Raw genomic sequence first — 20,625 nt, 5'->3', positions numbered from 1 at the left:
TTGCGTTACGACAGTTGCGGGGCCAGCAGGCGGCGGGCCGTGGCTTCATCGACGCCGGCGCGTTCCATGAAATCCTCGACCTGATCGGGGCCGATCTTGCCGACGCTGAAGTACGTGCTGTCCGGATGCGACAGATAGAAGCCGGAGACGCTCGCTGCAGGCAGCATGGCGAGCGATTCCGTCACGCTCATGCCGATTTCATGCGCCTGCAGGAAGTGGAACATCGGTCCTTTGACCGAGTGCTCCGGGCAGGCCGGATAGCCCGGTGCCGGGCGAATGCCGACGTACTTTTCCTTGATGAGCGCGTCGTTGTCGAGTTGCTCGTCGTTCGCATAACCCCAGAAGTCGCGACGCACGCGTGCGTGCATGCATTCGGCGAAGGCCTCGGCCAGACGGTCCGCGAGCGCCTTGAGCATGATCGCGCTGTAGTCGTCGTGGGTGGCGAGGAAGCCGGCTTCCCTGGCGTCGACCCCAAGCCCTGCCGTGACCGCAAACACGCCGATGTAGTCGGCCACGCCGCTGTCCTTGGGCGCGACAAAGTCGGTGAGCGATCGGTTCGGGCGACGCACGCCGTCCACGACCGGACGCTCGCTCTGCTGGCGCAGGTTGTGCCACGTAAATGCCACCTCCGAGCGCGATTCGTCGGTGTAGATCTCGATGTCGTCGTCGTTCACCACGTTGGCGGGCAGCATCGCGATCACGCCGTTGGCGGTCAGCCAGCGGCCCTTGATCAGCTTGTTCAGCATGTCCTTGCCGTCGGCAAACACGCGCTGCGCCGATTCGCCGACGATCTCGTCGGTCAGGATCGCCGGGTACGGGCCGGCCAGATCCCACGTCTGGAAGAACGGACCCCAGTCGATGAAATCGGCAAGTTCGGCCAGGTCGTAGTTCTTGAACACGCGCCGGCCGATGAACTTCGGCTTCGGCGGCACGTACGTCGACCAGTCGACCTTGAACTTGTTCTCGCGCGCCGTGGCGAGCGACACCATCGGCGTGGCCTTGCGGTTCGCGTGTTGCTGGCGTACGCGTTCGTAATCGGTCTTCACCTCCTCGAGATACCGTTCGGCGGCGTCGTCGGAGAGCAGGTTCGAGGCGACCGAGACCGAGCGCGAGGCGTCCGGCACGTAGATCACCGGGCCTTCGTAGTTCGGTGCGATCTTCACGGCGGTATGCACGCGCGAGGTCGTGGCGCCACCGATGAGCAGCGGAATGTTACGCAGACGGAAGTAGTCGTCGCGCTGCATTTCCGAAGCGACATAGGCCATCTCTTCGAGGCTCGGCGTGATGAGGCCCGACAGGCCGATGATGTCCGCGCCTTCTTCCTTCGCCTTCGCGAGAATTTCGGCGCACGGCACCATCACGCCCATGTTCACGACTTCGAAGTTGTTGCACTGGAGCACCACGGTCACGATGTTCTTGCCGATGTCGTGCACGTCGCCCTTGACCGTGGCCATCACGATCTTGCCCTTCGAGCGCACGTCCTCGCCAGCGGCGGCCATGCGCGCCTTCTCTTCCTCGATGAACGGCACCAGATGCGCCACGGCCTGCTTCATTACGCGCGCGCTCTTCACGACCTGCGGCAGGAACATCTTGCCCGCACCGAACAGGTCGCCGACGACATTCATGCCGTCCATGAGCGGGCCCTCGATGACCTGGATCGGACGGCCGCCCGCAGCGTGGATCTTCTGACGCACTTCTTCCGTGTCTTCCACGATGAACGTGGTGATCCCGTGCACCAGCGCGTGCGCGAGACGCGCCTCGACGGGCTGGTTGCGCCATTCCAGGTTTTCTTCGCGCTTCTGCGCGCCGCCCTTGAACTTGTCGGCGATCTCCAGCAGACGTTCGGTGCTGTCGTCGCGACGGTTGAGCACCACGTCTTCCACGCGTTCGCGCAGCTCGGGGTCGAGGTTTTCGTACACGCCGAGCTGCCCGGCGTTGACGATCCCCATGTCCATGCCGGCCTGAATCGCGTGATACAGGAACACGGTGTGAATCGCTTCGCGCACGAGGTCGTTGCCGCGGAACGAGAACGAGACGTTCGACACACCGCCGCTGATCTTCGCGCCGGGCAGATGCTGCTTGATCCAGCGCGTGGCGTTGATGAAGTCGACCGCGTAGTTGTTGTGCTCCTCGATGCCGGTGGCCACCGCGAAGATGTTCGGATCGAAGATGATGTCTTCCGGCGGGAAGCCGACTTCGTCGACCAGCACCCGATAGCTGCGCTCGCAGATCTCGGTCTTGCGCTGGTACGTGTCGGCCTGGCCCTGCTCGTCGAAGGCCATCACCACGGCGGCGGCGCCATAGCGGCGAATGCGCTTCGCGTGATGCACGAACGCTTCCTTGCCTTCCTTGAGCGAGATCGAGTTGACGATCGCCTTGCCCTGCACGCATTTCAGGCCCGCCTCGATCACTTCCCACTTCGACGAGTCGATCATGATCGGCACGCGCGCGATGTCCGGCTCGGAGGCGATCAGGTTCATGAAGCGCACCATCGCCGCCTTGGAGTCGAGCATGGCCTCGTCCATGTTGATGTCGATGACCTGCGCGCCGTTCTCGACCTGCTGGCGGGCGACCGCGAGCGCTTCGTCGAACTGGCCGTTCAGGATCATGCGCGCGAACGCTTTCGAACCCGTGACGTTGGTTCGCTCGCCGACGTTCACGAAGAGCGTGCCTTCGCCGATGTTGAAGGGCTCGAGGCCGGACAGGCGCATCGGCGGGACGAGGGACGTTTGGCTCATGGGGCGGATCCGTTCAGTGGGTGGGGCGCCGCGGGTTCGGGCGGCGCGCCGGGCGTCTTGCTGTCAGTCTTGCCGTCAGGCGGCGTTATCCATCTCGCTATCGCTGCCGCGATACTGCGACGGCCAGCGGCGCGGCTTCACATCGGCCAGCGCCTTGGCGATCTCTGCGATGTGGTCCGGGGTGGTGCCGCAGCAGCCACCGGCCAGATTCACCAACCCCGCTTGCGCGAACTCCCGGAGCAGGCCGGACGTCACGTCGGGGGTCTCGTCGAAGCCGGTATCGCTCATCGGGTTGGGCAGCCCGGCGTTCGGGTAGACCGACACATAGGTGTTGCACAGCTTGGCCAGCTCGGCGATGTACGGGCGCATGAGCGTTGCACCCAGCGCGCAGTTCAGGCCGAACGTGAGCGGACGGGCGTGACGCAGCGAGTTCCAGAACGCCTCGACGGTCTGGCCCGACAGAATGCGTCCGGAGGCGTCGGTCACCGTGCCCGAAATCATGATCGGCAGCACTTCGCCCGTGTCTTCGAACAGCTCGTCGATGGCGAAAAGCGCGGCCTTGGCGTTGAGCGTGTCGAAGATCGTCTCGACGAGGAACAGGTCCACGCCGCCTTCGAGCAGCGACTTGGCTTGCGCGTAGTAGGCGTCGCGCAACTGGTCGAAGTCGACGTTGCGCGCGCCCGGATCGTTTACGTCCGGGCTGATGCTGGCGGTCTTGGGCGTCGGGCCGACGGCGCCGGCAGCGAAGCGCGGCTTGTCCGACGTGCTGAACGCATCGCAGGCCTCGCGCGCCAGGCGCGCCGACTCGCGGTTCATTTCGTCGGCCAGATCCTCCATGTGATAGTCGCTCTGGGCGATCGTCGTGGCGCCGAAGGTGTTCGTCTCGATGATGTCGGCGCCCGCCGCCAGGTACTTGCGGTGGATCTCGCTGATGACATCGGGGCGCGTGAGCGAGAGCAACTCGTTGTTGCCCTTGACGTCGTGCGCGAAGTCGGCGAAACGCTCGCCACGGTACTGCGCTTCGCCCAGCTTGTACTGCTGGATCATCGTCCCCATGGCGCCGTCCAGAATCAGGATGCGCGATTCGAGCAGCGCAGGCAGCGCCTGTCCGCGCGTGTAAGGCGTGGCTTTCTTGGCGGGTGGGGTTGCGGTGGTCATGAGGGACGTCGCCTTGGCGTGGCCGGAAAACCTATAATTGTAATGGTTTTGGCGCTTTCCGCCCGCGCGGCGCCGTTCTCAACCTCTTTCGTTCACGATATGGAATTCCTGCTCCCGAGCGCTGCCCACAAGTTTCTGCAAGCCAACGCCAACGCGCTGTTCGTCGATTGCCGCAGCGAGATGGAATACCTGTTCGTGGGCCATCCGGCCGGCGCGATCCACGTGGCATGGAACGACGGCCCGGATTGGGAGATCAACCCGCATTTCGTGCAGAGCGTGCGCAAGCTCGCCGGGGCCGGGGGCGACCGGCCCGTGTTGCTCATTTGCCGCAGCGGCAATCGGAGCACGGCGGCCGGTGAAGCGCTGGAGGCGGCGGGGTTCCTGAATGTCTACGGCGTGCTGCACGGCTTCGAGGGCGATCTGGACGCCACACATCATCGCAATGCCGTGAATGGCTGGCGCTTCGACGGCCTGCCGTGGGAGCAGTGCTGACCCTTCGCCGTGGCTTGACCGGCAGGCAAGGTTCGAAGGGGCCGGCCGGGGTCGGACGGAATATCGGGCTGGCGCGCATGAAAAAACCCTCGCCGTGGCGAGGGTTTTTCGTGTGGTGCTACCGCGTTGGCGAGGGTTTCAGTGGAGCACGACCGGGTTCGTCATGAAGGTGTCGAACTGACCGAGGAATTCGTCGACTTCGTCCTCTGACGGCTCGGAAGCAATCAATTTCTGCACTTCTTCACGGAATTGCCGGGCAAGCGAGCCGTCGAGGAAGATCTCACGGCCAGCGGTCTTGTCCACGATTTCATAGCCACCGGCAGACAGCGAGTGATTGCCGTTATCGGCGGCAAACTCAACGACACAGTAGTTCGGGCTGTTGTAAATCATGAGCATGGCAACTCTCCTGGTGTTCCTGCATGGTCCTTGATACCCCAAATCGGGGCGACGCGGCGCGATTTCAAGAGGCGATGCCCCATGATTCGCTTATCGGCACACCGGCTGACGAATTCAATGGCGAATTCAAAGGTTTCTGCCCTCCTTTGTCAAAGGTCCCGCTCCAGGTCCCGCTTTTTGCAGGGTTCAAACGTTAGATACGTGCCCCTGCAGAAATGTTGCAAGGGCATTGGTTACCAACTGTTTCTGTTCGACGATGGACAGGTGCGCGGCGTCCGGAATGACGGTCAGGCGGGCATTCGGGATACCGCTGGCAATGCGCTGCGCGACCGCCGGCGGGGTCGAGGGATCGTTTTCCCCTACCAGCACCAGGGTCGGCGCCTCGATCTCCGGCAATCTCGTTCGCACATCGAACGTCGCCAGGGCCTCGCACGACGCGGCGAACCCCTCGGGGTGCGCACCCGCCACCAGCGCGCGAATGCGCTCGGCCTGCGCCGGATGCCGCTTGCGAAAGTCCTCGCCGAGCCAGCGCCCGAGCGTGCCGTCGGCCAGTGCCTTCATGCCCTTTTCCCGCGCTTGCACGGCACGTTCGAGGAACAGCTTCGCATCGGCCTCGTCGTAGCCTGCCGTCGTGTCGATCAGCGCGAGGCTGGCGATGCGCTCCGGCGCGTCGAGTGCGACCTGTTGCGCGACGGCGCCGCCCATCGAAATGCCGACGAAGTGGGTGGTCGTGATTTCCAGCGAACTGAGCAGGGCGGTGGCGTCGGCAGCCAACTGTTCGACGGTGTAGGGGCCGCGTGGCACGTCGCTCTGACCGTGGCCACGGCTGTCGTACCGAAGGACACGAAAATGGGCAGCCAGGTCCGGCACGATGTCGTCCCAGACCGTGAGGTCCGCACCCAATGGGTGAGCGAGCGTCAGCCACGGACCGTGGCCGTCTACCGCGTAGTGAATCGATGCACCGTTGGCACTGACTTTCATGATGTGCTGTCCCTGAGTTTCGTCGATACGTTGGCGAAGTGGCGTCGATCCAGTGGGATGAATCTGATTATGTCAGGAAGCGTGGGCTTGTGCAGGGCGATTCGTCGTAGTGGGGCAACACTTCGCTTGCACGCCGCATGGCCTGTGGATCGCTCGAAAATCTAAGGATTTCAGGACGGCGATTTTTCGGTGAAGATCAGTTCGAATTCGTTGCCCGACGGTTCGATCTGCTTGACACGCACGGGCAGCCAATTGAGCGACGGTGCGAGCCAGATGTCGACGCGCCGCTCATCGCCGGCCTTGCGCGGCAGTCGCGTGAAATGACGGGTTTCGACGTAACCCTGGGGCGTGGACAGCGTCTCGCTGCCGACGTACTGCACCGGCCACACTTCGCTGCTGTCCGTGTCGACGACCGTGAACTCGTGCGTCACCCCGACCTGCGTGTAGCGCTCGGGATTCCCTCTCGCGTAGCCCGCCAGTTGCATCATCACGCTGAATCGGTCCTGTGCGCCGGGGGCGAGCGGCACCGACTGGCCGGAGCGGGAGAAGCTCAGCATGGGCGGCGTGGCGTCGCGATGGAAGTCGGTGACATATTCCGCGCGCCGCCCGCGTTTTTCCACATAACGGGACGGCGCGATGCCGTTCACGTCGAAGCCCCCTTCGCTGATGAATTCGAACGTGCCGAAAAAGATGATCGGCACCGCGATTCGCATTCGGTAATGGCCGTTCTCGTTCACCCATTGCAGTTGGCCGGTCTGGTTGCGCACGCCGTTCATGAGCGCGTCATACGTCAGCGTGGCGGATGGCGGGGGATCGAACTTGTCGCCGTTCGCGGCGGCGGCGGTCAGCGGCGGCCCGGCGGCCGCAGGTGCGCTGCTGGCACCGGGCGTGTCGCCGCTGCCCGCGACCGTCTCGGAGGCCGCCTGCGGCCCGGGCGCGTCGGACGTGGCCGGTGCGGCCAGCGTGTCGGGGGGCGCGGCTGCGGCAGGCGCCTTCGGCTTCACGACGGGTTTGGGCGGCACAGGGGGTGCCGGCGGCGCTGGCGGGGCAACGGGTTTGAGCGGAATCAGCGTGATCGGAATTTCGGGGATCGGCGTGTCGTCGAGGGTCTTGCGATGCACCGCCACCCAGAACGCGATGAGCACGTGTGCGACGAACACCGCCAACAACACGCTCGCCCAGACGAGCCAGCGCCGACGCTTGCCCCCGGCCGGTGTACGGCCACCGGGTGTCGCCAGGGCGTTGCCGGGACGGTCGGGGTGTGCGGTCACTTCGGAGGCGTTCGAGGCGTTGGGCGTGGAGGGAGGAAGGCGCGATGACACGAGATCAGTCAGCTCGATGGGATCGATGGGCTGGAACGTCAGGTCGTCAGCATCTCACATTGCGGGCAAACCGGTTCGACAGTTCCTGCCGGTGGCCGTTCAGCAGGCCAGCGCGAGACGGCGGTCGAGGCGACCGCGATGCCTCGCGCGCCCTCGCTTCACGCCGTCTCGCTGTTCCGGTGAGGCTTGCCTGTCGTCCGGCCGCCGGATCAGGGCTTGGGTCCCGGCGCGTGCGCGTGTCCGAGGTCCGCCGAGAGCTTCTGGGCGAGGGTGCGCAGCGCCACGTCGATCGGGCCGCCCCAGCGCGCGTCGAAGCGGCTCTCCGGGCCGAGGGCCATCAACCCCATGACGAGTTGTCCCGTGGCGTCGAACACCGGCATGCAGAACGCGTTGACCGATGGCAGCACCGTGCCTTCGACCCGGGACGCCCGGTGCGCGCGCACGTCGTCGAGTACCGCATCGTATTGCTCGCGTGTGGCAGGCAGATGATGACGCGACGCGTGTTGCAGGGCGGCGAGCGCGGCGTCGATGAGTGGTGCCGTCTGGCGTTCGGGCAGATAGGCGGCGAACAGGCGTCCGGCGGCCGACTCCAGCATGGGCATGACGTCGCCCAGGCGCAGGGGTACGCGCATCGGGAAGGTCGATTCGAGCCAATGCACCACGGTCGGCCCGGAATTGCCCCAGACCGCGAGACCGACGGTCTGGTCGATGGCGTCGCGCAGCTCCGACAACGCGAAGCGCGCGGCCTTGAAGGCGTCGATGCGCGCGAGGTGTGCGAGACCCATGCGCAACGTGAACGGGCCGAGGTCGTAGCGTCCGCTCACGGGGTCCTGCACGATGAGGCCGAGCCGCTGGAAGCTCACGAGGTAACGGTGCGCCTTGGCGGGATTCATGCCGGCGGCGTGCGCGAGGTCGCGCAACATCATCGCGTTCGACGCTTCGGTGAGCACCTCGATGAGCCGGAAGCCCACCTCGATGGACTGGATGCCGGATCGGGTCTTCTCTTCGTCCGGCGTGGCTGCCGATGTCTCGGGGGCGGCGTGATCATCATGATCGCGCTGTGCCGCCTTGTCCGGCTTGCCTTGCGGGTCGTGCTTGCGTTGATTCTCAGGCGCTGTCATGTGTCTCGATCTTCCTTGTCTTTTCATCGCGGGGGCGCTCGCGCTCAAGGCGCACGCCACCGGTGCTGCCGCGTGATCTGCCACCTGCCTGCACGGCGCGTGGCGTGCCCGCTGCACCCCCATGCCCTCAGGTAGAATCTTCGGCTTCAAGCGCCATTCTATCGGGCCTGAGACAGCCCGCAGACTCTCACATATGAAACTCGCTACCCGCAAGGACGGCACCCGCGACGGTCAACTGATCGTCGTCTCGCGTGACCTCTCGATCGCCTGCATCGCCGACGCCATCGCCCCCACGCTGCAACGCGTGCTCGACGACTGGACCTTCTACGCCCCGCAGTTGCAGACCCTGTACACGGAACTCAACCACCATCGCGCGCGCAACAGCTTCGCGTTCGATCCGGCCGAGTGCATGGCGCCGCTGCCGCGTGCGTATCAGTGGGCCGACGGCTCCGCTTACGTGAACCACGTTGAACTGGTGCGCAAGGCGCGCGGTGCGGAAATGCCGCCCGAATTCTGGACCGACCCGCTGATGTACCAGGGCGGCAGCGACGACTTCATCGGCGCGACGGACGACATCGTATGCGCGTCGGAAGACTTCGGCATCGACTTCGAGGCGGAGGTCGCGGTGGTCACGTCGGACGTGCCGATGGGGGCAAGCCCGGCGCGTGCGCTCGAAGGCGTGCGTTTGCTGATGCTGGTCAACGACGTGAGCCTGCGCAACCTGATTCCCGCCGAACTGGCCAAGGGCTTCGGCTTCTTCCAGAGCAAGCCTGCGAGCAGCTTCTCGCCGGTGGCCATCACGCCGGACGAACTGGGCGACGCCTGGCGCGACGGCCGTGTGCACCGTCCGCTCACCGTGAAGTGGAACGACAAGAAGTTCGGCGCGCCGGAGTGCGGCGAGGACATGGTGTTCGACTTTGGCCAACTGGTGGCGCACGTGTGCAAGACGCGCAACGTGCGTGCAGGCACCATCGTGGGCTCGGGCACGATCTCGAACAAGGACCGCAGCCGTGGCAGCGCGTGCATTGCCGAGAAGCGCATGCTCGAGACGATCGACAAGGGCGCGCCGGAGACGGCCTTCATGCGCTACGGCGATCGCGTTCGCATCGAAATGTTCGACGCGCAGGGCAAGTCGATTTTCGGCGCTATCGATCAGGCTGTCTCGCCGCTCGACGAGTAAGCCGCCCGGGCGCCCAAAAACGTGTGCGATCCCTGAAACGCCGCGCCTGGCGGGCGTTTTCAGGGCGCGCACTGTCACGTTCATAGGGTGAACCCGGATATGGCGGGCAATTCTGGCTCCGCTATTCTTTGTCTCCTTGAGTCGGTTCGCACCCCTACGGGGCGAGCGAGCCGGCCCTAACTTTCGCCGGCGCGGCGCGAGGTGTCCGTCCCGGGGCGCCCGTGTATAGAAAAACCGAGCGCAGGCCAGACCAGGAGATTTTCCATGCGAAACCCCGTGCGCACTGCCCTGCTGGGTGCGATGTTGCTGGCATTGGCCGGCGGCGCTGCCGCCCAGGTCAAGATCGGCGTAAGCATCTCGCTCACCGGCCCTGCCGCTTCGCTCGGCCTTCCCGCGCGCGACACCATTGCCATGCTGCCGACCGAGATCGGCGGCCAGAAGGTCGACTACGTGGTGCTCGACGACGCGTCGGACACCACGACCGCCGTTCAGAACACCAAGAAGCTCATCTCCGAGAACCACGTCGACGCCATCATCGGCTCGTCGATCACGCCGAACACGCTGGCCATGCTCGACGTGATCGCCAGCGGCACCACGCCGACGATCTCGCTTGCATCGTCCGCACGCATCATCGAACCGGTCGACGCCAAGCGCTACTGGATGTTCAAGACGCCGCAGACCGACGCGCAGATGGCATCGGCCATTGCCGAGCACGCGAGCCGTCACGGCGTGAAGACGATGGCGTTCATCGGTCAGGGCGATGCCTTGGGCGAAGCGTTCTACGAAGAAGTGGCGAAGTTCGCCGCCCTGCACAAGATCAAGATGGTGGCGAGCGAGCGCTTCGCGCGCACCGACCCGAGCGTGACCGGCCAGATTCTGAAAATCATGGCAACGAACCCGGACGCCGTCGTGGTCGGGGCCGCCGGCACGCCTGCGGCACTGCCGCCGAAGGCACTCGCAGAGCGCGGTTACAAGGGCCTCGTGTATCACAACCACGGCGTGGGCAATAACGACTTCCTGCGCGTGTGCGGCAAGGACTGCAACAACACGTACCTGCCGGCCAGCCCGGTGCTCGTGGCCTCGCAGTTGCCGAACGACCATCCGGCCAAGGCGGTTGCGCTCGACTACATCAAGAAGTTCGACGCCAAGTATGGTCCGGGCAAGGTGGCGGCCTTCGGCTCGTACGCCTGGGACGCCGGCATTCTGCTCCAGCGCGCGATCCCGATCGCGCTGAAGACGGCCAAGCCGGGCACCCCGGAGTTCCGCAAGGCGCTGCGCGACGCGATCGAGAGCAGCAAGGACGTTCACGTCTCGAACGGCGTCATCAACATGAGCCCGACCGATCACCTTGGCCTCGACCAGCGTGCTCGCGTGATGGTGAAGATCGACAACGGCAAGTGGGTGATCGCACAGTAAGTGCGTTGGCGCGGTGGCCGTGCAGCGCTGGCGTGCCATCCGTGCGCGGCCAGTGCGCCGTTCACTCGCAGGTGTTGAAGGATGCGAGCGAGCCGACGGCACTCGCATCGAACAGTTGACCGTCGGCGGTGCCGGCTTTGTCCGGTGCCGCTGTTTCCCATCCCCGCTCCTGCGGGGATATTTTTTTGGAGCGGTAAGCCATGTCGCAAGACCCGTATCAACACTATCAGTCGCTGCAATTCAAGCGGCATCCGAATGGCGTGCTCGAACTCATCATGGGCGCCGGGGCGAACAAGAGCGGCCTGTCGACGGCGGACCATCGCATGCACCAGGAACTGGCCGACGTGTGGCGCGACATCGACCGCGATCCCGAAACGCGCGCCGTGGTGATTCGCGGTGAGGGCAAGGGCTTCTCGGGCGGCGGCGACCTGTCGCTCGTCGAAGACATGGCCGACGACTTTGCTGTGCGTGCCCGTGTGTGGCGCGAGGCGCGCGACCTGGTCTACAACGTGATCAATTGCAGCAAGCCGATCGTCTCCGCCATGCATGGCCCGGCGGTGGGGGCAGGGCTGGTCGCAGGCCTGCTGGCCGACATCTCGATCGCTGCGAAGAACGCCCGCATCATCGACGGTCACACGCGACTTGGCGTGGCAGCCGGCGATCACGCGGCCATCGTGTGGCCGCTGCTGTGCGGCATGGCGAAGGCGAAGTACTACCTGCTGCTGTGCGAGCCGGTCTCGGGCGAAGAGGCCGAGCGCATCGGACTCGTGTCGCTTACGGTGGACGAAGCGGACCTGCTGCCCAAGGCGTTCGAGGTGGCCGACAAGCTCGCGAGCGGCTCGACCACGGCGATTCGCTGGACCAAGTACGCGCTCAACAACTGGCTGCGCAGTGCCGGGCCGTCGTTCGATGCGTCGCTGGCCCTCGAATTCATGGGCTTTGCCGGGCCGGACGTGCGCGAAGGTATTGCGTCGCTACGCGAGCGCCGGGCGCCGGACTACAGCGGCGACGCGCCGTTCTGAGCGCCGCGTCATACGCCCGTAATCGGCCATTAAGGCGCTATCAAGGCGCCATCAAGCCGCCCGTAATCCGCCGGTAATCCGCGCTAACAGGCGCTGACACACCAATCGCACGGGCTGGGCGTATGATCGGTAAAAATGCCCCTGAGCCTTGACGTGCGCGGTCTGCCGGGAAGTGAGACCCCGCAGGCCGTCCGTCCCGGACCCTGACTGGAGACTGCAATGAGCGATTCGACGAGTGCCATGCCCAACGGCTTCGACATTCTCAAGAAGATGTGGGAGGCGTTCAGCCCGCCCGCGACCTTCACTTCACCGCTCACGCAACTGATGCAGAGCGCCGCACCGTTGCTCGATCCGAACGAAATCGAGAATCGCATTGCCGAGATGCGGGCCGTGGAGCAATGGCTCACGCTCAATCTGAACGTGCTGCGCTCGACCATTCAGGCGTTCGAAGTGCAGCGCGCCACTTACGCGACGCTGCGCGCGTTCGGCTCGGGCGGCTTCGGCGCATCGAGCGCATCCGCCGACACCGGTGCCGCGTCGGGTACGTCGGAAGGCAGCGAAGCGCCGTCGTTCGGCCAGGCCTCCGGTTTCTGGCGTTCCCCGTTCGGTGCGACGGAACCGGCGCAGGACGTCGAGGCGTCGCAGGGCGAGCCCGAGCCTGAACCCGCGGCGGAGGCGTCTGCCGGAGCGCAGGAGGCACCGTCGGAAGCGGGCGACACGTCGTCGCCGTTTGCGCAAGCGGGGCAGGCGTATGCCGCGCTCGACCCGTCGATGTGGTTCAACGCCATGCGGGCCCAATTCGATCAGATCGCGGCCGCGGCGCAGGCTGCCGGCATGTCGGCAGCGCAGATGACGGAAGCCGCCGCCGCGCAGATGTCCGACGCGGCAGCGAAGGCGACACACACGACGTCGACGAAACCGTCGGGAGCGGGCGCAGCGAAGACCTCGAAGGCATCGAAGACGGCGGGCAAGACCGGCGCGGCGGGAAAAGCGGCGTCGGGCGCGACCAAGGCGGCGGGTAAAACCGCCGCCGCGAAGCGAGCGCCTGCGAGCAAGAAGCCGCCGGCGAAGTCGGCCGCCGCCAAGACGTCCGCGAAGACATCAACCAAGGCGGCAGCGAAGACGGCGCGTACGGCTGCCGGATCGGACGATACGGCTTCGAGCGCTCCGGCGGCAGGCAAGACGTCCGGGAAGCAAGGCTCGTGGAAGTGGTGAGGCCGTGAGGCGTTGACGGTGTGACAGGTGGCCACGCCACGCCACGCAGAGTGAGGCACTCAACGACAGCGAAGTCAGGAGGAGGCACCCCATGATTTCAGGCGAACGTACCGGTCTCGTCCTGATGGGCGGAGGTGCACGCGCCGCGTATCAGGTGGGCGTGCTCGCGGCGATTGCCGCGATCCAGCGCGAAGTCTTGCCGTCGCGTCGTGCGATTCCGTTTCCGATTGTCTGCGGCACGTCGGCCGGTGCGATCAATGCGGCGGCGCTCGCGTCGCACGCGGATGACTTCCAGCACGGTGTGATGAAGCTCGACGCCGTCTGGCGTCAGTTCCACGCAGGGCAGGTCTTTCGCGCCGACTCGCTCGGCATGGCGGGCACCGGGGCGCGCTGGCTCGCGGCACTCTCGCTCGGTTGGGCGCTGCGCCGCTCGCCGCGCTCGCTGTTCGACTGGTCGCCGCTCACCGACATGCTGCGCAGTGCCATCCGGCTCGACCGGCTGCCGGAGGTCTTCGCTTCCGGCGCGCTCGAAGCGCTCTCCGTCACCGCGCTCTCGTACTCGTCCGGCAAACATGTCACGTTCTATCAGAGCGCGTCGCCGATCCAGCCGTGGAAGCGTTCCCTGCGCCTCGCGCGCGCCGTGCCGCTGACCGTCGAGCATTTGCTCGCGTCCAGTGCGATTCCATTTCTGTTCCCGGCCATCGAACTCGATCTCGACGGGCAGCCCGAGTACTTCGGGGACGGGTCGATGCGTCAGATCGCGCCGCTCAGTCCGCCGATTCATCTCGGCGCGACCCGTATCCTGATCATCGGGGCGTCGCACGGACAGTACGGACTGGACAGCAGCGGCGAGCGTATCGGGGGCTATCCGAGTCTCGCGCAGATCGGCGGACAGGCGCTCGCGAGTGTATTCATCGACGGATTGTCGGCGGATCTCGAGCGTCTTCAGCACATCAACAACGTGTTGCGTCATGTGCCCGAGGCACAGCGTGAGTCCAGCGGCTGGCGGCCCATCGAGACGCTGCTGATCTCGCCGAGCCAGCGCATCGAGCCGATTGCGTCGCGTCATCTGCAGCAACTGCCGCGTGCCGTGCGCACGATGCTCGGCGCCATCGGTGCCGACGAGGCGCGCGGTGCGGCGTTTGCGAGCTATCTGCTGTTCGAGTCGTCTTACACACAGGAACTCATTGCGCTCGGCGAGGCCGATGCCTACGCGCAACGCGACGCCATCGCTGCGTGGCTCGTGGCCGAAGCCGACGGCACGAGCCCGCTCGATCAGGTGGAAGCCGGCGCGGTTGGCGGTGCGGGCGTGCCTGCGAACTCGCCGCTGTCGCGCGACGCGAGTGCCGAAGTTGCGGATACGGGCAAACCGGCGGCATGATGTGACGTCGCTGAACGATCAATCCTCCTGAACGCGTCGAACGAGCCACCGTCCATGTCGAAAGCTGCCGTCCCCTGTCCCTACCCGTCGACGTTCTGGCGCGACCCGGCATTGCCATTCATCGAAGCGCGCGAAGTGCTCGACGGTCGGCGTGTGTGCTACGCACTGCACAGTCACGAGACCTTTTCCATCGGCGCGGTGACGGGCGGGCGCAGCACCTATCTGAATGGCAGGGCCAGCGAGACGGTAGGCAAGGGCAGCGTTGTCGTCATGAACCCCGATGCGGTACACGCGTGCAATCCGATCGGCGACGAGGCGTGGGCGTATCGCATGCTGTTCGTCGACACGACGTGGTTGCGCGATCTGCAGCGCGAGTTGGGGTTCGGGCACGGGCAGGATCTGCATCTGTTCGACCCGATGTCCTCGACCGATTCCACGCTGTACGACGGTCTGAATCGGCTGTATGACGTCTGCACCGACGCGTCGCGCGATCGGCTGGAGCGCGAGAGCGTGGTGCAGCAGTTCTTCATCGACGCGCACGAAAGGCTGAACCCTGCACCGCAGCCGATGCGTGACGACTCGCACAAGCTGCGCGACGCCGCCGATTTCATCCGCGCGCATTGCCGCGAAGCACTCACGCTGGCACAGATCTGTGCGGCGGCAGGGTTGTCGGCGTCGTATCTGACGCGGGCATTCCGGGCGCAATACGGACTCACGCCGCACGCCTATCTCATGAACCAGCGGATTCAGTACGCGCGTGCACGTCTGCGGCGCGGTCACGCTATCGCCGAAGTGGCGCTCGACGCGGGTTTTGCCGATCAGGCGCACTTTCAGCGAACGTTCAAGCAACTGCTTGCGGCTACGCCCGGGCATTACCGCGAGACGCGCGTCGCCTGACGTCACCGCACGACACTCCCGCGACGCTCTGGGCGTTCGGAATCTTCACTGCACACGCGCCCGGAATGGGGGCGCCGCCTAGCCGGCCGCCACGAGATACACGGCGCTGCCCGCGAGTAGCGCGGCCATCACGCGGTTCAGGCGCCGTACACGTCGCGCGTCGCGCATGTGATGACTGAGCATTGCGCCCGCCGCAGCCCAGCAGCCCACCGACAGCCAGCACACCACGAAATAGATCGCCGCGAATTGCCAGATGCGTGTGGCATCGCCCGCAGCGTACGCACCCATCCCCGCCAGTGCTGCCAGCCACGCCTTCGGATTGAGCCATTGCATGACCGCACCGTGCGTCATCGTTGGCCCGCGACGAGGGTCGGCGTCGCCCAGTTCGCCGTTGTCCACGGCCAGCTTGTAGGCCATGTACAGCAAAAAGGCCACGCCGAACCACTGGATCGCGTGCATCAGCACGGGTACGCGCCGCAGCAGCTCGTAGACACCGAAGCCGACGGCAACGAGCAGTACGACGAAACCGACCGTCGCGCCGGTGACATGTCGCAGGCTGGGCCCAAGACCGTAGCGTGCGCCGGAACCCAGCGCGACGACATTGACGGGGCCCGGGGTTATGGAGGCGGCCAGCGCGAAGGTGGCCATCGAATAGAACAGCGTCATGGGGAAACCTCGATGCGCAATAGCGCGAGTCATGCGAGGTTCCGAATGTAGAGGGCTACGCACGCGACGTATTGAACAAAACTGCCCTCCGACCTGCCCGCCGACGACGTGCGGGAGGTCGCGTCAGCCCAGCAGACGCTGACGCAGCCAGCGCAGCAGGCGTCCCATGACGGGAAGCTTGAGATACAGGTCTTCGGTGGCGTCCCAGTAGTCGCGCTGGTAGGCCACGCGGCCGTCCACGGCCAGGCGCAGGTGCGACGCGCCGTGGATGACCTGTTCGTCGTCGAGCCAGCGTTTGGCGTGAAAGTGGAGATTCCAGACGAGCATTGCCTGGTTGTGGGACAGGAGCGAGGCCGTGACTTCGAAGCGCGGCACTTCGACGCGCTCGAACAGATGCGTGAGCAGCCCGGCGACTTCGGCGGCGCTGCGGACTTCGTTCAGCGGGGTTTTGAGGTAGACGTTAGGCGCGTAGAACTCGCCCAGATTGGCGACACTCTGGCGGGTGAGGGTCTCGAAGTAGCGCGTCAGGCGCGTGAGCGCCGCAGCATGATCGATATCCATGGGCACGCTCGCGTGGGCGCTGTGAAAGCGCGATTCGATGGGCTATCCGTGCATCCGTGCGTTCGTTCGGCGGCCGGTCTCGCGAGGCGGTGCGTCGCTGCAGGGGCCCGCAAGTGGCTATCCCGTAAGGTACCAGTCGCCACGCGGGTGCGCACCGTGACGGTGCGTCGTCATGCCCGCGCGTGGCGTCGATGAGACACTGCCCGCCGCTTCAACGGGCGTCGCTGATCAGTTCCGCGCGAAGGTCCGGTGCGCTCGTGCGCGGATCGAGCCAGATGGCGAAGAACGCACGGCCGAAGGCGTCGCCCGCGATCTGGCCGATGAGCTTGCCGTCCGAGAAGAACCGCGTGCCGTCGCCGGGGCGGAAGACGCCCGTCAGGTGTTGACCGGCAGATACATCGGGCAGGATGCGTGCGAGTTCCTCCGCCCAGCGCTGGCGTTCGACGTCGGTCGCGACTTGCAGCTTGGTCATCTCGATCAGGCTGCGCTGCACGAGCGTATGCGACTTGAAGCTGCGTGCGTAACGCAGGTCGAGTACCAGTGGGTGCGCACTCCAGTTCGAACTGACGCGATCGGCGCTGGAGAACAGTTCGGCATCGTAAAGATGGAAGCCCATGCGCGAGAACGAGCCGTGGCCGACCAGATGGACGGCGGGCGTCTCCTGCGAGGCGAGTTGCCCGGCGTCGAAGGCGAGGGCGCGAGGGGCGATGACGACTGCCGTCAGCAAGCAGGCAGTGCGCAGCCATGCGGCGAATGCGGGACGAGTTGCCATGCTCGGCTCCTTATCGGTCAAGGATTCTGTCGAGTAGGTAGGCCCTGGTCGATCCGTCGAGGTCTCGGCCTGCGACTTGTTGCGTAATTGCGACTGAGAACTATCCTCAAAGCAGGGCGCCGATACCGCACATGCGATGCCGAACGTGCTTGCTTTCCCGGGATGCGTCCACAACTACGGAACGACTGATTTCAGCGTAGACCATCCAGCGCCGTCCGCGCAGGCCCGTGGCACAAGGAAATACCCTGACCTATCGCCGCTATCGGCGCTTTCGGGCGGGCAAGCCGGCCGTTGGCCTCCGATGGGCGAGCCTCTGACGGCGATGTGCAAACCGGCGTGGATACGTAAGCGTGTCGCCCTTTGAGCTTAGGCGGTTTGCGTGACAAATTGACCGGCGTCAAAATTACGACGCATTACCGTCATGTGGGTGTCAAACGCCACGGAGATGAAAGGGATTTATGTTATGATTCAAGAGTTTGCCCATATTTTAGTAGGCTCGCTCTAAGCCATATCGCCAGGATGCGGCCACGTAACAGGCGTGAAAAACAGGCGTGAAATCGCCGTCCTTCTGCGACGGCAGGGTTCAAGACGTGAAGTTGGACGGCGGGGGCCGCCCGCGACACGCTCACCGTTTTGTCTGTCGAAATTCGGCGTAAACTTTCACAATACTATCTTGAGTCCTGGTGTAAGGTCTCGCGACCTTGGGGGTAATTGAAATGAACGAAATGCTGTATCCCGAACTGTACAAGTCGCTGGAGGCAGTGCGTTGGAACATGGAGAAGGACATTCCGTGGGACAAGTTCGACGCGAGCCAGCTGACCGACGATCAGGCGCGCACCATCAAGATGAATGCCATCACGGAATGGGCGGCGCTGCCGGCGACCGAGATGTTCCTGCGCGACAACCGTGACGACAGCGATTTTTCCGCGTTCATGAGCGTGTGGTTCTTCGAAGAGCAGAAGCACTCGCTGGTGCTCATGGAATACCTGCGCCGCTTCCGCCCGGATCTCGTGCCGACCGAGGCAGAACTGCACGCCGTGCGTTTCCCGTTCGATCCGGCCCCGCCGCTCGAAACGCTGATGCTGCACTTCTGCGGTGAAATCCGCCTGAACCACTGGTATCGCCGTGCTGCCGAGTGGCACACCGAGCCGGTCATCAAGGCTATCTACGAAATCATCTCGCGTGACGAAGCCCGTCATGGCGGCGCGTACCTGCGCTACATGAAGAAGGCGCTCACGAGCTTCGGCGACAACGCGCGTGCCGCGTTCGCGAAGATCGGCGTGCTGATGGCGTCGGCGCGTCGCACCGAAAAGCCGCTGCACCCGACCAACCTGCATGTGAACAAGGATCTGTTCCCGAACGATACGGTGCAGTCGCGTTTGCCGGAACCGGAGTGGCTCGAACACTGGCTCGACGAGCAGATCAAGTTCGACGACAGCTGGGAAAAGAAGGTGGTCGAGCGCATTTTGCACAACATGTCGCTGCTGTTCGAGCGCACGTTTGCTACGGCAACGGACCTGAACCGCTACCGAAAGGAAATCGCGAGCCGCCTGGCGGCCGTGACGGCACCGGCGCCGGCAGTGGCCACGCCGTCGTAAGTCAAAAACGGACGTACCGACATACCGGACTTGCCGCTCACGCGTGCGACCTCCGGTGCATCGACAAAAAAGGGGCTTCGGCCCCTTTTTTGTTGTCCCGCTGACGGCGTGGGACAATAGCGCGTCCACTTCGATCCATCGTCATGTCATCTTCCCAAGTCATTCCGCCGGCCGATTTCGAGGCCAAGATTCTCTCGCGCGACGCCCTCGCCGCGCTGGCGCCGACACTGCCGCGCCCGCTCGTGTTCACCAACGGCGTGTTCGACATCCTGCATCGTGGCCATGTGACGTATCTCGCACAGGCACGGGCCCTGGGCGCCTGCCTCGTTGTCGGCGTGAACACGGACGCTTCCGTGCGCACGCTCGGTAAGGGCGACGATCGTCCGATCAACAACGAGAACGACCGCGCCGCGTTGCTGGCGGCGCTGCAAAGTGTCGATTACGTGGTGACGTTCGGGGAAACGACGCCGGAGGCCCTGATTGCCGCCGTGCGACCGGACATTCTCGTCAAGGGCGGCGACTACGACATGGACAAGCTGCCGGAGTCCGCGCTGGTGCGTGGCTGGGGCGGCAAGGCACTGGCGATTCCGTTCGAACACCAGCGCTCGACGACATCGCTGCTCAAGAAAGTGCGGGCGCAGTCATGAGCCTGGCGCCTCTCGTTGAAGTCACGCGCGGCGCGAACGGCGTCGATACCGTCGAGTGCGTGCACTACGGTTCCGTGGCAGTCGTCGACGCGCAAGGGCGGCTGCGTTACGCCGCAGGCGATCCGTCATTCCTGACGTTCTCGCGCTCCACGCTCAAGCCGTTCCAGGCGCTCCCGTTCGTCGAGGCCGATGGCGTTGCGCATTTCGGCCTGACGCAGCCGGAGCTCGCGTTGCTATGTGCGAGCCACTCGGGGGAAAGCTTTCACGTCGACGGCGTAAGAAGTCTGCTGAACAAGGCGGGCTGTGACGAGCACCATCTTCAGTGCGGTTGCCACACGCCGACGTTTTATTCGGCGACGGGCAAGCGGGCGCCGGCCGATCTGAAGGCGACGCCGCTGCATCACAACTGCTCGGGCAAGCACGCGGGCTTCCTCGCGTATTGCGCACAGCACAACCTGCCTCTCGATACCTATCTCGATCCGGCGCATCCGTTGCAAACGGCGATTCGTGCGCGCGTGGGCGACGTGGTCGGGGTGAGCGGCGACGCCCTCCCGCTCGGCATTGACGGCTGTTCCGCACCGAACTACGCGTTGCCGCTGGAGAAGCTGGCTGCCGCGTATGCGCGTCTGGCCGCCAGCGACGACACGGCGCTGGCGACGCTTTTCGCCGCCATGACGCAGCAGCCGGAGATGGTGTCCGGCACTGCACGCAACGATCTGGCGTTCATGCGCATGGCACCGGGTGACTGGGTGGCGAAGATCGGTGCGGACGGCGTACAGACGATCGGCGTGCGTTCGGCCGGTTTGGGCATTGCGATCAAAGTGGTCGACGGCAACATGCGAGCGCTTTATACGGCGGCGGTTGCTGTGCTGAAGGCGCTCGGGTTGGTCGACGCGCCGGAGACCACGGGCCTGGCCCCCTGGGTATCACCGGTGGTGAAGAACGCTCGCGGTCTTCACACGGGCGTGGTGCGACCGGTCGTGGAACTCAAGCGCGTCGGCTGACGCCCGACCTCTCCGACCTCTCCGACCTCTCCGACCTCTCCGACCTCTCCGACCTCTC

20 protein-coding genes are annotated in these 20,625 nt (G+C 65.0%); 10 read left to right on the top strand and 10 right to left on the bottom strand.

What is annotated here, in order from left to right; translation table 11 throughout:
- Window positions 1-5: 5 nt before the first annotated feature.
- Complete coding sequence (gene metH, locus ABWO90_RS21745) at window positions 6-2,738, bottom strand: methionine synthase (protein ID WP_353193303.1); 2,733 nt, start codon at window positions 2,736-2,738, stop codon at window positions 6-8.
- A gap of 75 nt (window positions 2,739-2,813) precedes the next feature.
- On the bottom strand, window positions 2,814-3,896 hold the full coding sequence (locus tag ABWO90_RS21740) for a homocysteine S-methyltransferase family protein (RefSeq protein WP_353193302.1): 1,083 nt from the start codon (window positions 3,894-3,896) through the stop codon (window positions 2,814-2,816).
- Window positions 3,897-3,995: 99 nt separating this feature from the next.
- Here ABWO90_RS21740 and ABWO90_RS21735 point away from each other — a divergent pair, with 99 nt between their 5' ends.
- The gene (locus tag ABWO90_RS21735; protein WP_353193301.1) at window positions 3,996-4,388 is read left to right on the top strand and encodes a rhodanese-like domain-containing protein; all 393 of its coding nucleotides are present in this window, start codon (window positions 3,996-3,998) and stop codon (window positions 4,386-4,388) included.
- Between the two features lie 138 nt (window positions 4,389-4,526).
- Here ABWO90_RS21735 and ABWO90_RS21730 read toward each other — a convergent pair whose 3' ends face one another.
- The 4 genes from ABWO90_RS21730 to ABWO90_RS21715 all read right to left on the bottom strand — a co-directional run bounded on the left by ABWO90_RS21730 (window position 4,527) and on the right by ABWO90_RS21715 (window position 8,208).
- Window positions 4,527-4,784, bottom strand: coding sequence for a BTH_I0359 family protein (locus tag ABWO90_RS21730; RefSeq protein ID WP_150679837.1), 258 nt, complete (start codon window positions 4,782-4,784; stop codon window positions 4,527-4,529).
- A 186-nt stretch (window positions 4,785-4,970) separates the two neighbouring features.
- Complete coding sequence (pcaD, locus tag ABWO90_RS21725; protein WP_353193300.1) at window positions 4,971-5,765, bottom strand: 3-oxoadipate enol-lactonase; 795 nt, start codon at window positions 5,763-5,765, stop codon at window positions 4,971-4,973.
- A 170-nt stretch (window positions 5,766-5,935) separates the two neighbouring features.
- Window positions 5,936-7,087 carry a DUF3108 domain-containing protein gene (locus ABWO90_RS21720; RefSeq protein ID WP_353193299.1) on the bottom strand — a complete coding sequence of 384 codons (1,152 nt, stop codon included), beginning with the start codon at window positions 7,085-7,087 and terminating at the stop codon, window positions 5,936-5,938.
- Window positions 7,088-7,296: 209 nt separating this feature from the next.
- Window positions 7,297-8,208 carry an IclR family transcriptional regulator gene (locus tag ABWO90_RS21715; protein WP_353193298.1) on the bottom strand — a complete coding sequence of 304 codons (912 nt, stop codon included), beginning with the start codon at window positions 8,206-8,208 and terminating at the stop codon, window positions 7,297-7,299.
- Window positions 8,209-8,401: 193 nt separating this feature from the next.
- On the opposite strand from ABWO90_RS21715, the gene ABWO90_RS21710 reads away from it, so the two are divergent.
- Both ABWO90_RS21710 and ABWO90_RS21705 read left to right on the top strand, forming a co-directional pair.
- Window positions 8,402-9,388: a fumarylacetoacetate hydrolase family protein gene (locus tag ABWO90_RS21710; protein ID WP_353193297.1), complete on the top strand. Its 987-nt coding sequence runs from the start codon at window positions 8,402-8,404 to the stop codon at window positions 9,386-9,388.
- 264 nt (window positions 9,389-9,652) lie between these two features.
- Window positions 9,653-10,804, top strand: coding sequence for an ABC transporter substrate-binding protein (locus ABWO90_RS21705; RefSeq protein ID WP_353193296.1), 1,152 nt, complete (start codon window positions 9,653-9,655; stop codon window positions 10,802-10,804).
- Between the two features lie 61 nt (window positions 10,805-10,865).
- Here ABWO90_RS21705 and ABWO90_RS21700 read toward each other — a convergent pair whose 3' ends face one another.
- Window positions 10,866-11,006, bottom strand: a complete 141-nt coding sequence (locus ABWO90_RS21700; RefSeq protein WP_353193295.1) for a hypothetical protein — start codon at window positions 11,004-11,006, stop codon at window positions 10,866-10,868.
- Here ABWO90_RS21700 and ABWO90_RS21695 point away from each other — a divergent pair.
- The 4 genes from ABWO90_RS21695 to ABWO90_RS21680 all read left to right on the top strand — a co-directional run bounded on the left by ABWO90_RS21695 (window position 11,005) and on the right by ABWO90_RS21680 (window position 15,319).
- Window positions 11,005-11,826: an enoyl-CoA hydratase/isomerase family protein gene (locus ABWO90_RS21695; protein ID WP_353193294.1), complete on the top strand. Its 822-nt coding sequence runs from the start codon at window positions 11,005-11,007 to the stop codon at window positions 11,824-11,826. The two genes, ABWO90_RS21700 and ABWO90_RS21695, sit on opposite strands and share 2 nt — an antisense overlap.
- A gap of 219 nt (window positions 11,827-12,045) precedes the next feature.
- Complete coding sequence (locus tag ABWO90_RS21690) at window positions 12,046-13,041, top strand: PhaM family polyhydroxyalkanoate granule multifunctional regulatory protein (protein WP_353193293.1); 996 nt, start codon at window positions 12,046-12,048, stop codon at window positions 13,039-13,041.
- Window positions 13,042-13,132: 91 nt separating this feature from the next.
- A complete protein-coding gene (locus ABWO90_RS21685; protein ID WP_353193292.1) occupies window positions 13,133-14,422 on the top strand; it encodes a patatin-like phospholipase family protein in 1,290 nt (429 codons plus the stop codon).
- Between the two features lie 54 nt (window positions 14,423-14,476).
- Entirely contained in the window at window positions 14,477-15,319 is an 843-nt protein-coding gene (locus ABWO90_RS21680) for an AraC family transcriptional regulator (RefSeq protein ID WP_353193291.1), read from the top strand.
- A gap of 78 nt (window positions 15,320-15,397) precedes the next feature.
- Here ABWO90_RS21680 and ABWO90_RS21675 read toward each other — a convergent pair whose 3' ends face one another.
- The 3 genes from ABWO90_RS21675 to ABWO90_RS21665 form a co-directional block, all read right to left on the bottom strand.
- Complete coding sequence (locus ABWO90_RS21675; RefSeq protein ID WP_353193337.1) at window positions 15,398-15,985, bottom strand: LysE family translocator; 588 nt, start codon at window positions 15,983-15,985, stop codon at window positions 15,398-15,400.
- 123 nt (window positions 15,986-16,108) lie between these two features.
- Complete coding sequence (locus ABWO90_RS21670; protein WP_353193290.1) at window positions 16,109-16,546, bottom strand: nuclear transport factor 2 family protein; 438 nt, start codon at window positions 16,544-16,546, stop codon at window positions 16,109-16,111.
- Window positions 16,547-16,757: 211 nt separating this feature from the next.
- Window positions 16,758-17,318, bottom strand: coding sequence for a chalcone isomerase family protein (locus ABWO90_RS21665; protein WP_353193289.1), 561 nt, complete (start codon window positions 17,316-17,318; stop codon window positions 16,758-16,760).
- A 716-nt stretch (window positions 17,319-18,034) separates the two neighbouring features.
- On the opposite strand from ABWO90_RS21665, the gene ABWO90_RS21660 reads away from it, so the two are divergent.
- The 3 genes from ABWO90_RS21660 (at window position 18,035) to ABWO90_RS21650 (ending at window position 20,567) form a co-directional block, all read left to right on the top strand.
- Window positions 18,035-18,916, top strand: coding sequence for a ferritin family protein (locus ABWO90_RS21660; RefSeq protein WP_353193288.1), 882 nt, complete (start codon window positions 18,035-18,037; stop codon window positions 18,914-18,916).
- Between the two features lie 143 nt (window positions 18,917-19,059).
- Window positions 19,060-19,563: a D-glycero-beta-D-manno-heptose 1-phosphate adenylyltransferase gene (rfaE2, locus tag ABWO90_RS21655; RefSeq protein ID WP_353193287.1), complete on the top strand. Its 504-nt coding sequence runs from the start codon at window positions 19,060-19,062 to the stop codon at window positions 19,561-19,563.
- On the top strand, window positions 19,560-20,567 hold the full coding sequence (locus tag ABWO90_RS21650) for an asparaginase (RefSeq protein WP_353193286.1): 1,008 nt from the start codon (window positions 19,560-19,562) through the stop codon (window positions 20,565-20,567). The genes rfaE2 and ABWO90_RS21650 overlap by 4 nt, the downstream gene beginning before the upstream one ends.
- The last annotated feature ends 58 nt before the right edge of the window (window positions 20,568-20,625 follow it).

Source organism: Pandoraea pnomenusa, assembly GCF_040391475.1.
GTDB classification, from domain to species: Bacteria; Pseudomonadota; Gammaproteobacteria; order Burkholderiales; family Burkholderiaceae; genus Pandoraea; species Pandoraea pnomenusa_C.
The sequence above is the reverse complement of the archived record's forward strand: the minus strand, read 5'-3'. Positions and strand labels throughout refer to the sequence as shown.